This is a genomic window from Bacillus cereus group sp. BfR-BA-01355 (genome assembly GCF_022663675.1).
Taxonomy (GTDB): domain Bacteria; phylum Bacillota; class Bacilli; order Bacillales; family Bacillaceae_G; genus Bacillus_A; species Bacillus_A thuringiensis_S.
Map to the genome: position 1 here is coordinate 1 of NZ_JAKUFY010000041.1, position 13,566 is coordinate 13,566.

Here is a 13,566-nt window from a genome sequence, read left to right on the forward strand (position 1 = left end):
CATTTTCATCTTTCAATGTAAAATACATGTGGCCACGGCTATGATTTTTAAAGTTGGAAATTTCACCTTTTAACCAAACAGACTGCAAATGCGGATCATATTCTATTTTTGTTTTTATATAGCGTGTTAACGCTGTAACGGTTAAATATTGCTTCTCCATTTCTCTCTCCTCATAGCCGACTCAAATTATTTACAAACGACACCTGCACGTTTGGCAGATTCAACAGTATTATGAAGAAGCATTGTGATTGTCATTGGACCAACACCCTTTGGCACAGGTGTAATGTAACCCGCAACATTTAACACGTTGTCAAAATCAACATCACCACAAAGTTTCCCTGTTTCTAAACGGTTTACACCAACGTCAATTACAACCGCTCCTTCTTTAATATAATCCGCTGTTATCATTTTAGGTCGTCCAACAGCTACGATTAAAATATCCGCTAACTTCGATAACTCTTTCATATTTTGCGTCTTAGAATGACAATATGTGACAGTTGCATTTTCATTTAAGAACAATTGTCCCACTGGTTTACCGACAATATTACTTCTTCCAATTACTACTACATGTTTTCCAGAAATATCAAGATTCGTTTCTTTTACTAATTCTACAATACCGTGCGGTGTACATGGAAGGAATGTATCTTGTCCCGTCATCATACGTCCCACGCTAATTGGGTGAAATCCATCTACATCCTTTTCTGGTGAAATTCTTTCAATGATAGCTTTTTCTTCAATATGTTTCGGTAAAGGTAATTGCACTAATATGCCATTAATACGGTCATCGCCATTTAAGCGATCGATTTCAGCAAGCAAGCGTTCCTCAGTAATTGTTTCAGGAAGTTCAATTAGCTCTGAGTAAATCCCTACTTGTTCACAGCCTTTTTCTTTTCCTTTTACATAAGAACGAGATGCTGGATCTTCTCCAACTAAAATAACTGCTAATCCTGGTACAATCCCTTGCTCTTTCAACTTCACAACTTCTTCTGTTAATTGTGCTCGTTTTTTCTCCGCAACTTCATTTCCTTTGATGATTACTGCTACCATTTTAAGATTCCCCCTTAAAGAATTTACAGTGTATCTTTTATATTAGATAAAACGCCGTTAATAAAACGACGAGATTCCTCATCCCCAAATGTTTTAGCAATTTCAATTGCTTCGTTAATTGTTACGTTGTGTGGAATTTCTTCCATGTATTTCATTTCATACACAGCTACACGTAAAATACTGCGATCAACAATACTAATACGCTCAAGCTTCCACTTTTTTAAGTTTTGACGAATCGCTTCATCGATTGCTTCTTTATTTTCTACAAAACCTACTACAAGTGACTCTAGAAACTCATTTGTTTCTTCGCCTTCATCTAGCGTGTTTTCCACTGCTACTTTCGGTTCTAATTCACCTGTAATATCCATTTGGTATAATGCTTGCATTGCTCTTTCTCTAGCCGTCCTACGTTTCATTGTAACTCTCCTTTATGCTTCAAGTCTTTCCTTATACTTTGTTATATTATTATAATTTATAAGCCGTCAATTCACTTACTCTTACAGTTTTCATTGATTTTCCAACCTTATAATACAATGATAATAACACAATTTATCGTTTCACACACGGGTTACAAGGCTGAAAAATAATAAAAAGATTAACTTCAAGTTCCATATCTTATCACAATGTACGTTTTTTGGAAAAACGACACATTTTCTTTTTTATTTCTTATTTTTTGAAATAGTATAATAATTAGAGGATTGTAATTTGTGAAGAAATGAAACGATAAAAAAGATGCCTATGTTACTAGGCACCTTTTCATTCTTACACTGGTTCGATTTCTGTTTTTTGTGTTTCGAATGTTACGCCAACGATGTGAACATTCACTTCTTTTGGCTCAAGTCCTGTCATTGTAAAGAGCGCTTGGCGAATATTGTCTTGAATCTTTTGAGCAACAACTGGAATTGCTACACCAAAATACATTACAACATAAAGGTCAACGATAATATCTTCGTTTGCTAATTCAACCTTTACACCTTTACCATGATTTTTCTTACCTAACTTCTCAACAACATCTGTAGCAAAATTACCGCGCATTGCCGCTACACCTTCTACTTCAGCAGCTGCAATACCTGCAATTACTTCAATTACTTCTGGTGCAATTTCTACTTTACCAAGAGTTGTATCTTGACCCATATCTAACATATGTTCAGCCATGAAAAAAACCTCCTTTAATGTATCACTGCGTCACAAGTTCATGCTCTTCCAAAAATTTCGTATTAAACTCACCTTTTACAAAATCAGGATGATCTAGCAATTGCAAATGGAACGGGATTGTTGTATGTACGCCTTCAATGACAAATTCACTAAGTGCGCGCTTCATTTTTGCAATTGCCTCTTCACGTGTTTTTCCGTGAACAATTAATTTAGCAACCATCGAATCATAGAAAGGTGGGATTGAATATCCCGGATATACAGCTGAATCGACGCGAATACCAAATCCTCCTGGTGGTAAGTACATTTCTACTTTACCTGGAGATGGCATGAATTTTTTGGCAGGGTTTTCCGCATTAATTCGACATTCAATTGCCCAACCATTAAATTGTACTTCTTCTTGCTGTAACGATAACTTTTCTCCTGAAGCAACAAGAATTTGTTCTTTAATTAAGTCCATTCCCGTTACCATTTCAGTAACTGGATGCTCAACCTGAATTCTCGTATTCATCTCCATGAAATAAAAGGTTTTCGTTTTATATTCATAAATAAACTCAACCGTACCAGCACCTGTATAATCAACCGCTACCGCCGCTTTAACTGCCGCTTCACCCATCTGCTTGCGAATATCTTCATCAAGTGCAGGTGATGGACTTTCTTCTAATAGTTTTTGCAAACGGCGCTGAATTGTACAATCACGCTCTCCTAAATGAATGGCATTTCCGTGTGTATCTGCCATTATTTGAATCTCAACATGGCGGAAATCTTCAACGTACTTTTCTAAGTATACACCAGGGTTCCCAAAAGCGGTACTAGCTTCTTGCTGTGTAATTTGAATTCCTTTTATAAGCTCTTCTTCATGGCGTGCAACACGAATACCTTTTCCGCCGCCACCTGCAGTCGCTTTAATAATGACTGGATATCCAATTTGATTAGCAAGCTCGATCGCTTCTTCGGTATTTTTAATAATCCCTTGTGAACCTGGTACAATCGGAACCCCTGCTTCTTTCATTGTATCACGAGCAACGTCTTTTGTGCCCATCTTTGAAATAGCTTCTGGACTTGGACCGATAAAAATCAAGTTACATTCACGGCATAACTCTGCGAAATCTGCATTCTCTGCTAAAAATCCGTATCCCGGATGAATAGCATCGCAGCCTGTTAACTTCGCAACGCTAATAATATTCGTCAAATTTAAATAGCTTTCTTTCGAAATCGTTGGTCCTACACAATACGCCTCATCTGCAATCTGTACGTGAAGTGACTCTTTATCTGCTTCTGAATAAATTGCAACTGTTTCAATGTCCATTTCTTTACAAGCACGAATAATTCGTACAGCAATTTCCCCACGATTGGCTATTAATACTTTTTTTATCATCACAAAGACTCCCTTATTACGCTTTTACAAGAAATAGCGGTTGTCCATACTCAACAAGCTGTCCGTTATTAACAAGAATTTCAACAATTTCGCCCTCTACATCAGCATCAATTTCGTTAAATAACTTCATAGCCTCGACAATACATACGATAGAATCTTTCGATACTCTATCCCCAATACTTACATATGGAGGTGTATCAGGTGAAGATGAAGAATAGAATGTACCTACCATTGGTGAGGTAATCTTATGTAGGTTTTCATCTTGAACAGTTTTCTTCTCTTCTTGCTTCGGTGCTTCTGCTTGCGCTGCTGCTACTGTCGTTTCAACTTCAACAGGCGCTACTGGTTGCATAGCTTGTTTTGCTGCAGGTGCTTGCACAGCAACAACTTCATTACCACGCTTTTTCATTTTGATTGTTGTACCGTCTTTTTTGTATTCAAATTCATCAATATTAGAGCTATCAATTAATTTAATTAATTCACGAACTTCTTGAATTTTAAACATGTAAAATCCACTCCCATACTCTTGTTTGTCCCGTTTTTACAGATTCTCGTCACAAAACTAGATTGACTGTAAAAATACGATGTATTCTATTAGAAAATATATTTCATTAACTAATAGAAATATTTACTATTTCCATCTTACGATAAATTTTTTAAACATTCCAATTTATATTTCTTTATAATAAATCGAAACTCCTGTAAAAAATATTATTCCAATAAAAAATTATTACCTAGTAATAATACCAAGTTTCACACGAAATTGGCAAGACCACTTCAAAAAAAAACATTCACTACTTTTGCAAAACGTTACATAGCAAACACGCCATTCCCTCTCCACTCTTCACCACATCTATAGTCAATAACATATTTTTACCAAATATTAATTTTTGTTTACACGCCGTTCATCATTCCTTCATATAAGAATAGTATGTTCAAAGTGTAGAAAATATATTGTGCTGAGGTGTGGAAATATGATATGGCTCATCCTCTTTTTACCTGCCGTAATCGTTTGGGCATGTGTTCTTTGCATCCACGTCAAATCCGGAAAAAGTAATCATCAGTACCATGAACCATTAATCTTTTACTCACAACGTGTTTCTCCATTCCGAGTTGAACATAGTAAAAATAACTACAAAGACAAAATAGAAAAAAGCTATCGAAAATGATAGCTTTTTTCTATTCACACGTACTTACATACTCTATTCCACTATTTGCATACCCTTTGCTTAGTAAAAGGTAATAATCCGCAGGGAAACCCCCTACGGATTAAAGTTTCACTTATTTCGCTGGTGGATCAAATTTCACACCTACATCTTTTGATCCGCCTTCACTTCTTACAAGTTGAATAATTTTATTTGCTTCTTTCTGTGAATGTTTTGCCGCTTTAACCGTTACTCTAATATCTGTACCATCAGCTCTTACAAGAGCATCTGGATATCCTCCTTGAGATTTAATTACTGTCTCAAGTAATTCTTGCTTCGTTTCCATTGTAGTGATTGCATCAAAGTTATCTTTCGCTTTACTCTTTTCTGTTGCTGAAGATTTCGAAGAATTCATCACTTCTTGTAATTTTGCTTTCGCTTCACTACGTTGATCTTCCATTTGCATACGTAAGGCTGTGAAATTCTCATCACTTGATTGAACTGATACATTACCCTCTTTTTTACTTGTTTCTTTTTTAGTATTTTCTTTTTTGTCTGTTTCTTTATTTGTTGTTTCCTTGCTTGTATTTTCTTTTTTCGGGGTTTCTTTAGGTGCTTCGTTTGTTACTGCTTTATCAGTACCTTGTTTTTCTTGTCCAATCTTTTCACCTGTTGCCGGCGATGCTGTATTCATTTTGTCAGGAGTTGTCACGTAATACACAGATAGTACAACAACTAAACTTAACATCGTTAATAGCCAAACTGTTTGTTTTTTTAACACTTTATTTCCTCCCTATCAATTTTTCGGTGAAACTGAAACGCGATGGGCTGGTACATCTAGCAGCCTTATCACAGCTTCTTTTACCATTGCTTTAACTTGTATATTATCCACTCCCTTTGCTACGACAAGAACACCACGTACTTTCGGCTTCTCTGTTCGTAAAACAACAGGAGTTTCTTTATCCCCTTCACGTATAATGACAGTCTTTTCATCAAGAGACTCGTCCTCTACTTCTCTCTTACCGCCTGTTTTATCTGTTTCACCTGTTGTTTGTGAGCGTTTCACTGTATTTTTTTCTAAAATTTTTTCTTCAGATGAATCTAAATTCACTTTAATCGTTACGTCTTTTACTCCTGCTATTTCTTCTAAAGCAGCTTTTAATTCTTGTTCATACGCTTTTTCATATTTTTCTACATTTGACATACTATCATTATTTTTTTGTCCGAAAGTTGGTAAGTCTTTTTCTTGGTTTTGAGTTTTTTGTTCTTTAAATACAGGTACTTCTTCTTTTTTACTTGAAAATAGACTACTAGAAAACATAAGCAAAATTCCAAGTATGAGTAGGACAAGTAAAAACTTAGGTGTTACCTTTTTACCCTTCTCGTTGCTTTCTTTTTGATCCCCATTCAATAAGTTTCGAAAAAATGAGAACTTCGAATTTTTATCTTTATTGTCCATTTACTCTACCTGTCCTCCCTTCCATTTGAACTTGGATTTGTTTACCCTCTAGTTGCCACCTGCTTGAAAAGAAATCTTTCATTTCCACATTCGTTTCTTCCACTTTTTTTGGAGGCTCTTTCGTATTAATTTCAATTGGCTTTACTGTTTCGATTGCATCATTTTTACTGCGTTCTTTTTCTTTCAACGTCACAACAACAGATTGAATATCTTTCGCCGACTTTACTTCTTCTGTATTTTCTGCTGCGACTATTTGTATTTCAGAGACAGTCATACCATACTTTTTCTCAAACTCTTTTCCTACTTCTTTTTTCATTTTGGTAGCCATCTCTTCTAAACTATATGCACGTGTTAGAGCTTGTATTTCTTTTTTCTTCGAATCTATTGAATTTTTTACAGATCCTTCTGCTACGTACTTTTCTTCATTAAAATTTGCAATTACTTCATTTACATCTGTCTGCAATAATTTAAAAAGAGGCGTTAAAATTAATACAACTAACAAAAGACTTACAACAAATTTAACGTATTTTTGCAAATTCGAATTTGGAAGAATAAGATGAAGCATTGTCGCTAAGAGCAAAAAAACGATAATATTTCTAATCCACTCTGTAACAAATTGCATACTCTTCACCTCCTACCGCATCATAAGTGTAATATTCCCCGCAGCAATAATAATTGTAATACTTAAAAAGAACATAAATGATACGATAGCTAAGCAAGCAAATACGTAAATGATGCTTCGTCCAATAATGTCTAAGCATTGAATAATTGCTCCGCTGCCAACCGGTTGCAATACTGCTGCTGCGAATTTATAAATAAATGCGATACAGAAAATTTGAATCGCTGGAAAGGCAACAATTAAGCATAAAATGACGAGCCCAATAATTCCGACTGTGTTTTTCAATAATCCTGATGCGCTAATAACAGTATCTGCCGCTTCTGTAAACATCCTTCCAACTACTGGAATGAAGTTTCCTGTTACAAATTTAGCAGTTTTCACAGCTATTCCATCAGCAACAGCTGTTGCTGTTCCTTGTACAGATAATACTCCTAAAAAAATCGTTAAAAAAATACCGATAATCCCAACGCTAACATTTTGCAGAAGCTTGGACAATTTCGTCACTTTATATTGATCACTCATTGTACTTACAATACTTAATATCGTTGCCAGTAATAAAAGTGGTAGAACGATATAATTCATAAGAAGCCCACTCGTATTCATTAAGAAAATGATAACCGGATGAAAAAACGATACAGATACAACCCCCCCGCCAGTTGCTATAAGCGCCAGCAAAATTGGCAATAATGCTAATATAAAATCTACCATTGTTTGTATCGTTTCTCTTGCATATGTCATAACGACATAAAAACTATTTAAAGCAAAAATAATAAGTACCATATATACAACAGCATCAGCAATTTTACTTACGCTACTTTTTGAAAAAGCGGATTGCAGTGATTGCAACAATGCACTAAAGATTGTGAGCATAATAAGTGTGCCAAGCAGTTTTCCATTAGCTGCAAGCTCATGAAATAAATATTTTAATAACCCTATCATCCACTCTTTTAGAGAGAATTCTTTTTCTCCCTTTACAAACTCCATAAAACTCCCTTTTTGACTCTCTGGCAAATAGCCTCCATATTTTGTAACAAGCCCGTCCCAAAATTGCTTCACATCTTCAATTCCGAGCTTATCCAATTGTTGATCAACGACGTTTGTTTCTACAGGAGAAGCTTGTACAACAACCGGTAAAGAAAAGAAAAGGAAGCAAGCAAATAGCAGCTTAGCTCCAAACCTCCTCAACATTCACTCCCCCTTATCCCGTCGGTAAAAATCCGAGAATAGTTTCAATTACAACCGTCAAAATAGGAATTGCCATAACGAGAATGAGGATTTTCCCAGCAAGTTCAATTTTCGAAGCGATGGCACCTTGACCAGCATCTTTTGTAATTTGGGCTCCAAACTCAGCAATATAAGCAATTCCAATAATCTTTAGTAACGTTTCCACATAGACGTTACTAACTTTCGCTTCACTCGCTACTCTCTCAATCATTTGTAAAATAGCATGAATTTGATCAATTAAAATAAGAAACATCACGCTACCTACGAACACAATAAATAAAGATGTAATGCTAGATTTATGCTGGTTCAAAACAGCAGCTAAAAACGTAGCAACGAGGCCTAATCCGACAATTTGTATAATTTCGATTCGAACCGCCTCCTTTACTGGAAGAGAAAGACACTTTTAATCTTGTCGAATAGCGTATTAATTAAAAATGCGACATGAAATAAAATGACGACAAAACCGACAAGGATAACCCAATTTGCAATATCCTCACGCTTCAATTCTTTTAGTACAGTATGAATGAAAGCTAAAACAATGCCGATTCCGGCGATTTGAAATATTAATCCAACATCAATGGACATCGCCTTTCTCCCCCCTATAGCAGTAAAATTACAATAAGTAGCCCTGCTAGTACCCCTAAGCTCTTGATCATTTTCTCGTATTGCAGTTGTAAAGCTTTTGCTTCCTCTTCTTCTCTCTCCAAATGTGTAATACATAAGCGAATATGTTTTTGTTGTGATTCACGATCATGTTGCCCGAGCGTTTCACCAAATTGCTGCAGTATTTCATACTCGGTTTGTTGAAACGCCGTCAACTTCCAATTCTCTTTCAAACTATCTATCCAAGCTTCCCTTACTGTTTGTTCTCCACTTTCTAGTTTTTTAGCGAAACTTTGAAAGATCCAATTTAATGGCTTCGGCATTTGTTTAACTAATCGCTCGGCAGCCTCAGATAAAGGTGTGTGTCCATACATAATTTCTGCCTCTAATGATTGAAGTGCTGATTTTAATAATCTAAGTTGCCTCGGCCTTTCACTGTATCTTTTAGCGTATGAAAACCCGAAAAAGGTGCTGACCGCAACGATTAACACTGCACCAAATATTTTCACCATACGCCCTCAGCCTTTCTATTTGATAACACTGGTTTTCCATATTTATCTTTCACCTGCATAACCGTTCCTGGACCCCTCGCTTTTGACAACTCCACAAACCTATCAAATATACGAAGCTCTAGCACTGCCTTGAGCGATGGACGTCTCACAACATCCTCATAGGAAAATCCGTGTGCGCTTATAAAAAGCTGAACACCTGCATGCACTGCCTCCATAATTGCTTCACTATCTTCTTTACGACCAATTTCATCTACGATCAAAATATCAGGACTCATAGAACGAATCATCATCATCATTCCTTCTGCCTTTGGACATGCGTCTAACACATCGACTCGGGTACCAAAATCATATTGCGGGATCCCTTTCACACAGCCGGCAATTTCTGACCGTTCATCAACGATCCCCACTTTACAGGAAGGAATTTCCGAAGCACTTACCCCTTGACTCATGCAACGTGCTACATCTCTTAAAAGCGTCGTTTTTCCCGTTTGCGGAGGGCCAATTACCATCGTGTTTAACCATCTTTTTTCATACAAATATGGCAAAAGCGGTTCAGCAATCCCTATTTTTTGACGAGCAATACGAATATTAAAGGAAGAGACATCACGAATCATTTTCACTGCGCTTTTTTCTGTAATGACTTTTCCCGCTAACCCGATTCTATGCCCCCCGCGAAGCGTCACATACCCACGTTTTAATTCCTCTTCCATCGTATAAATTGAGAATTGACTTAACTTATTCAATAAGTAAATAGCATCCTCTGCAGTAGTGATATAGTCATAAAAAAACACCTTTCCGTGTGCAATACACTCTAGCGGTCTTCCAATTCGAACACGAATTTCCTCTAAAGCATCGTATTGCTCACATTCTTCAATTAAGTACTTCATCGTTTTTGGTAAAACTTCTAATACCTCTTTCATCGGCTTCTCCCCACTATACTCGACTTACTATTTCAGTAATGCGATAAAAATACAGCAAATTCCAAGCGCTAGAAAAAAGAGCTTCAAGAAAGAAATTTCACTTGCTACACTCGCTATCCCAATTGTCATTGTTAAAATTAATACGGTAGGTCCAACAAACGCCAACATACCATTTATAAACAACGCTTTCTTCGCATCATTCACATAAAGCATAAGCAAAGCAGCAAATATCTCCGCACTACCTGAAAATAATCGAAGTGCCCCCATAACAAGCACGGATGTTTCCATTGCCGCTAGCCACTGTTTCATTCTTCCACCTTCTCCCGTAACAGTTACTAACTTCGTATTCTAAAAAAGAATATATTTGTACAACCATATGCAGAGGTTGTCTATTTCAGAAGTAAAAACATAATTTTTCTCTAAAGTCTGAATTACAATCTGAATATTCATATTATTTCATGGTATATTATGGTATATTTAGTTTAAAAGGGGTTTAAACCATGCAGCACGTCACTTTATTACCACTAGATTTATGCTATACAAATGTGATTTTCGAGCTATCAAGTGATCCACATATAAAAAATGCATTGGGGATAACGGTAGAAAACATCGAAGACACGAAAACATTTCTTCTTTTCGCAATAGAAGAAGAGCGTCAAAAGAAATCCTTATCGAGAATGATTGTGAATGAAGAAAATGAAATAATTGGCCTCACCACACTTAAACATATTAATAATGAGAAAAAGCAATCTCACATTGGTAGTTGGCTCGGCTATCCGTACTGGGGAAAAGGCTATAACGAGGCTGCTAAAAAAGAAATCTTTAAAATCGCCTTTTTAGACTTACAACTTTCCTACGTATTTGCTGGTGCTAAAACGAATAATATCCGCTCTTTAAAAGCACAAGAAAAACTACCTTATATTTCATTGCATGTGGAAAACAAGTTTCCAGACGAACACGCTGCACTAGAGAAAGAAGTAAAGTCACCTTGCTCTCTGCATGTCGTGTCACGTGAAAATTTTTTAAATTGGTTGAAATTACAGAATGAGGAGGCAAAATATGAAGGTATTGAAAGTTAGTTTAACCGTTGTAGTAGAATTAGCTCTTATTTATCTTTTTTCATTATTGGTCGGTTGGTCATTTATAGAGACCTTTTTCCTTGGTAGTTTAGCAATATTTGCAATTATGTGGTTAATTATTATGAGTAACCATAGAAATAACATTACAGATCACGCAATAAGTAAAACATTAACTGGCGTTGAGACTGGCGAAATAAAACCATTTCAAATTGTTTTGACTCCATCTATTATGGGTACTCTTTCACTTGTTTTAGTCAGTTTTATAATAACAGTTATTTACTATCTACCCTATTTCCTATAAAAAAAGCACTCGTGAATTATCACGAGTGCTTTTTTACTATGCACGAGAAACGTATTTACCTTCACCAGTGTTGATGATAAGCATTTCGCCTTCGTTAATGAAGATTGGTACTTGTACAACAAGACCAGTTTCTAATGTAGCTGGTTTTGTTACGTTAGAAGCAGTATCACCTTTAATACCAGGCTCTGTTTCTGTAACTTGTAATTCAACTGTGTTTGGAAGTTCAACACCAAGTACTTCGCCTTGGTAAGTCATAATTGCTACTTCCATGTTTTCTTTTAGGAATTTAAGCTCGCGCTCGATTTGTTTTTCACCAAGTTCGATTTGCTCATAAGTTCCGTTATCCATAAATACGTGAGCCTCACCGCTTGCGTATAAGTATTGCATACGACGGTTTTCGATGTGTGCTTTTTCTACTTTCTCACCTGCACGGAATGTTTTCTCTTGAACAGAACCTGTGCGAATGTTACGTAGTTTAGAACGAACGAATGCAGCACCTTTACCTGGCTTTACGTGTTGGAAATCAAGTACTTGCCAAAGGGCATTGTCCACTGAAATTGTTAAACCTGTACGAAAATCGTTTACTGAAATCATGTAAAAAAATCCTCCTGTGTATTACAAAATAATAAGTTCTTTTGGTGATTTCGTAATTACTTCATTACCTTCACTTGTCACAATGATATCATCTTCAATACGTACGCCGCCAATACCTGGAATATAAATACCTGGCTCTACTGTTACAGCCATACCTGGTTCAAGTACTGTATCAGAACGGAACGCTAAACCTGGTGCTTCATGGAGTTCAAGACCTATTCCATGACCAGTAGTGTGTCCAAAGTATTCACCATATCCTTTTTCCGTTATGTAGTCACGCGTTAGCGCATCAGCCTCGCGACCTGTTAAACCAGCTTTAATACCGTTCACACCACGTAGTTGTGCTTCTAAAACGATATTATAAATTTCTTTTAATTTATCAGATGGTTCACCGACTGCAATCGTACGAGTAATATCAGAGCAATATCCTTTGTAATAAGCGCCGAAGTCTAATGTAACGAAATCTCCTGTTTCTATCACTTTTTCAGATGCCACGCCGTGCGGTAATGCCGAACGAAGACCTGAAGCAACGATAATATCAAACGAAGAAGATGTTGCTCCTTGTTTTCTCATGAAAAATTCAAGTTCATTTGACACTTCAATTTCAGATACTCCCGGGCGAATGAATGATAGAATATGCTCAAAGGCAGCATCTGCAATCTGTGCAGCTTCCTTTAATATCTTAATCTCTGAATCAGTCTTTATCAAGCGTAACTTTTCTACAAGTCCAGAAGTCGGGATAAATTCAGCATCAATCGCTTCCTTATGCACTGAATAAGAACTATATGTAAGAGTATCTTGCTCAAAACCAAGTTTTTGAATTCCAAGCTCTTTCACTTGCTTTGCCACTTCATCAATGATCAATCCTGCGTGCTGTACAACCTCATATCCAACCGCTTGTTTACTTGCCTGCTCGACGTAACGGAAATCTGTAATAAATTGAGCACGATCTTTTGAAATAAGAACAACGCCTGCTGTTCCTGTGAAGTTAGCCATATATCTACGACTATGTTCATTTGTTAACAAAATACCGTCAATGCCAGCCTCATCAAATGCACTTCGTAATCCTTCAATTTTCTCCATTACTCTATGCCCCCCTCAATTTCTCCATTAATGCAAATAACGCTAACTTATAGCCATAAAAACCAAATCCTACAATTTGACCTGCACAAACAGCTGCCGTCACAGATTCATGACGGAATGATTCACGCTGATGAATGTTAGAAATATGTACTTCAATAACAGGAATCGAAATGCTCGCAATGGCATCACGAATCGCATAGCTATAATGCGTAAATGCTCCCGGATTTAAAATGATCCCTTCATATATATCTTCCGCTTCATGAATAATGTCGATAATGGCACCTTCATGATTCGATTGGAAACATTCTAACTCCACTCCCATTGTTTCTGCTTCTTGCTTCATATCTGCTTCAAGTGTCGCTAGCGTGCCCTTTCCATATACATTTACCTCACGAACACCGAGGCGATTTAGGTTAGGACCGTTTACGAGGAGTAACTTTTTCATATTCT

21 protein-coding genes are annotated in these 13,566 nt (G+C 36.6%); 3 read left to right on the forward strand and 18 right to left on the reverse strand.

The annotated features are described in order from the left end of the window. The 6 genes from MR167_RS15475 to accB all read right to left on the reverse strand — a co-directional run. A partial coding sequence (locus MR167_RS15475; protein ID WP_242314967.1) for an exodeoxyribonuclease VII large subunit occupies positions 1-160 on the reverse strand: 160 nt, incomplete at its 3' end. Positions 161-186: 26 nt separating this feature from the next. Continuing rightward, the gene (gene folD, locus MR167_RS15480; RefSeq protein WP_000226733.1) at positions 187-1,047 is read right to left on the reverse strand and encodes a bifunctional methylenetetrahydrofolate dehydrogenase/methenyltetrahydrofolate cyclohydrolase FolD; all 861 of its coding nucleotides are present in this window, start codon (positions 1,045-1,047) and stop codon (positions 187-189) included. A 23-nt stretch (positions 1,048-1,070) separates the two neighbouring features. Next, entirely contained in the window at positions 1,071-1,463 is a 393-nt protein-coding gene (gene nusB / locus MR167_RS15485) for a N utilization substance protein NusB (RefSeq protein WP_000830247.1), read from the reverse strand. A gap of 346 nt (positions 1,464-1,809) precedes the next feature. After that, positions 1,810-2,202 carry an Asp23/Gls24 family envelope stress response protein gene (locus MR167_RS15490; protein ID WP_000807630.1) on the reverse strand — a complete coding sequence of 131 codons (393 nt, stop codon included), beginning with the start codon at positions 2,200-2,202 and terminating at the stop codon, positions 1,810-1,812. A 22-nt stretch (positions 2,203-2,224) separates the two neighbouring features. Next, positions 2,225-3,577, reverse strand: coding sequence for an acetyl-CoA carboxylase biotin carboxylase subunit (gene accC, locus MR167_RS15495; protein ID WP_000592870.1), 1,353 nt, complete (start codon positions 3,575-3,577; stop codon positions 2,225-2,227). A 16-nt stretch (positions 3,578-3,593) separates the two neighbouring features. Then, positions 3,594-4,082 carry an acetyl-CoA carboxylase biotin carboxyl carrier protein gene (gene accB / locus MR167_RS15500; protein ID WP_000472862.1) on the reverse strand — a complete coding sequence of 163 codons (489 nt, stop codon included), beginning with the start codon at positions 4,080-4,082 and terminating at the stop codon, positions 3,594-3,596. A 469-nt stretch (positions 4,083-4,551) separates the two neighbouring features. On the opposite strand from accB, the gene MR167_RS15505 reads away from it, so the two are divergent. Continuing rightward, a complete protein-coding gene (locus tag MR167_RS15505) occupies positions 4,552-4,746 on the forward strand; it encodes a hypothetical protein (RefSeq protein ID WP_003309905.1) in 195 nt (64 codons plus the stop codon). Positions 4,747-4,858: 112 nt separating this feature from the next. On the opposite strand, the gene MR167_RS15510 is transcribed toward MR167_RS15505, so the two are convergent. Genes MR167_RS15510 through MR167_RS15550 form a run of 9 tightly spaced genes read right to left on the reverse strand, consistent with a single transcriptional unit; the run spans position 4,859 to position 10,368 of the window. Beyond that, positions 4,859-5,503, reverse strand: a complete 645-nt coding sequence (locus tag MR167_RS15510) for a SpoIIIAH-like family protein (protein ID WP_000914711.1) — start codon at positions 5,501-5,503, stop codon at positions 4,859-4,861. 15 nt (positions 5,504-5,518) lie between these two features. After that, positions 5,519-6,181 (reverse strand): stage III sporulation protein AG, encoded by a 663-nt coding sequence (spoIIIAG, locus tag MR167_RS15515; RefSeq protein WP_000368886.1) that lies wholly within the window; start codon positions 6,179-6,181, stop codon positions 5,519-5,521. Continuing rightward, entirely contained in the window at positions 6,171-6,803 is a 633-nt protein-coding gene (gene spoIIIAF, locus MR167_RS15520; protein WP_001161037.1) for a stage III sporulation protein AF, read from the reverse strand. Before spoIIIAF ends, spoIIIAG begins: the two co-directional genes overlap by 11 nt. A gap of 12 nt (positions 6,804-6,815) precedes the next feature. Continuing rightward, a complete protein-coding gene (spoIIIAE, locus tag MR167_RS15525) occupies positions 6,816-7,988 on the reverse strand; it encodes a stage III sporulation protein AE (protein ID WP_000946111.1) in 1,173 nt (390 codons plus the stop codon). A gap of 10 nt (positions 7,989-7,998) precedes the next feature. Next, entirely contained in the window at positions 7,999-8,382 is a 384-nt protein-coding gene (gene spoIIIAD, locus MR167_RS15530) for a stage III sporulation protein AD (protein ID WP_079245909.1), read from the reverse strand. Positions 8,383-8,405: 23 nt separating this feature from the next. Beyond that, a complete protein-coding gene (spoIIIAC, locus tag MR167_RS15535) occupies positions 8,406-8,609 on the reverse strand; it encodes a stage III sporulation protein AC (RefSeq protein WP_000020914.1) in 204 nt (67 codons plus the stop codon). Positions 8,610-8,623: 14 nt separating this feature from the next. Beyond that, positions 8,624-9,139, reverse strand: coding sequence for a stage III sporulation protein SpoIIIAB (gene spoIIIAB, locus MR167_RS15540; RefSeq protein WP_000238702.1), 516 nt, complete (start codon positions 9,137-9,139; stop codon positions 8,624-8,626). Further along, a complete protein-coding gene (gene spoIIIAA, locus MR167_RS15545; protein ID WP_000665903.1) occupies positions 9,133-10,059 on the reverse strand; it encodes a stage III sporulation protein AA in 927 nt (308 codons plus the stop codon). Before spoIIIAA ends, spoIIIAB begins: the two co-directional genes overlap by 7 nt. A gap of 27 nt (positions 10,060-10,086) precedes the next feature. Next, complete coding sequence (locus tag MR167_RS15550; protein ID WP_000816050.1) at positions 10,087-10,368, reverse strand: YqhV family protein; 282 nt, start codon at positions 10,366-10,368, stop codon at positions 10,087-10,089. Positions 10,369-10,559: 191 nt separating this feature from the next. Here MR167_RS15550 and MR167_RS15555 point away from each other — a divergent pair, with 191 nt between their 5' ends. Beyond that, positions 10,560-11,138: a GNAT family N-acetyltransferase gene (locus tag MR167_RS15555; RefSeq protein WP_001164990.1), complete on the forward strand. Its 579-nt coding sequence runs from the start codon at positions 10,560-10,562 to the stop codon at positions 11,136-11,138. After that, entirely contained in the window at positions 11,119-11,439 is a 321-nt protein-coding gene (locus tag MR167_RS15560) for a hypothetical protein (RefSeq protein ID WP_000866225.1), read from the forward strand. Before MR167_RS15555 ends, MR167_RS15560 begins: the two co-directional genes overlap by 20 nt. A gap of 36 nt (positions 11,440-11,475) precedes the next feature. On the opposite strand, the gene efp is transcribed toward MR167_RS15560, so the two are convergent. From efp to aroQ, 3 genes are read right to left on the reverse strand one after another with little or no spacing between them, the layout of a single operon-like run. Next, the gene (gene efp, locus MR167_RS15565; RefSeq protein WP_000626513.1) at positions 11,476-12,033 is read right to left on the reverse strand and encodes an elongation factor P; all 558 of its coding nucleotides are present in this window, start codon (positions 12,031-12,033) and stop codon (positions 11,476-11,478) included. Positions 12,034-12,054: 21 nt separating this feature from the next. Beyond that, complete coding sequence (gene pepQ / locus MR167_RS15570) at positions 12,055-13,116, reverse strand: Xaa-Pro dipeptidase (protein WP_000411021.1); 1,062 nt, start codon at positions 13,114-13,116, stop codon at positions 12,055-12,057. 4 nt (positions 13,117-13,120) lie between these two features. Next, positions 13,121-13,561, reverse strand: coding sequence for a type II 3-dehydroquinate dehydratase (aroQ, locus tag MR167_RS15575; RefSeq protein WP_000735141.1), 441 nt, complete (start codon positions 13,559-13,561; stop codon positions 13,121-13,123). Between the last annotated feature and the right edge of the window lie 5 nt (positions 13,562-13,566).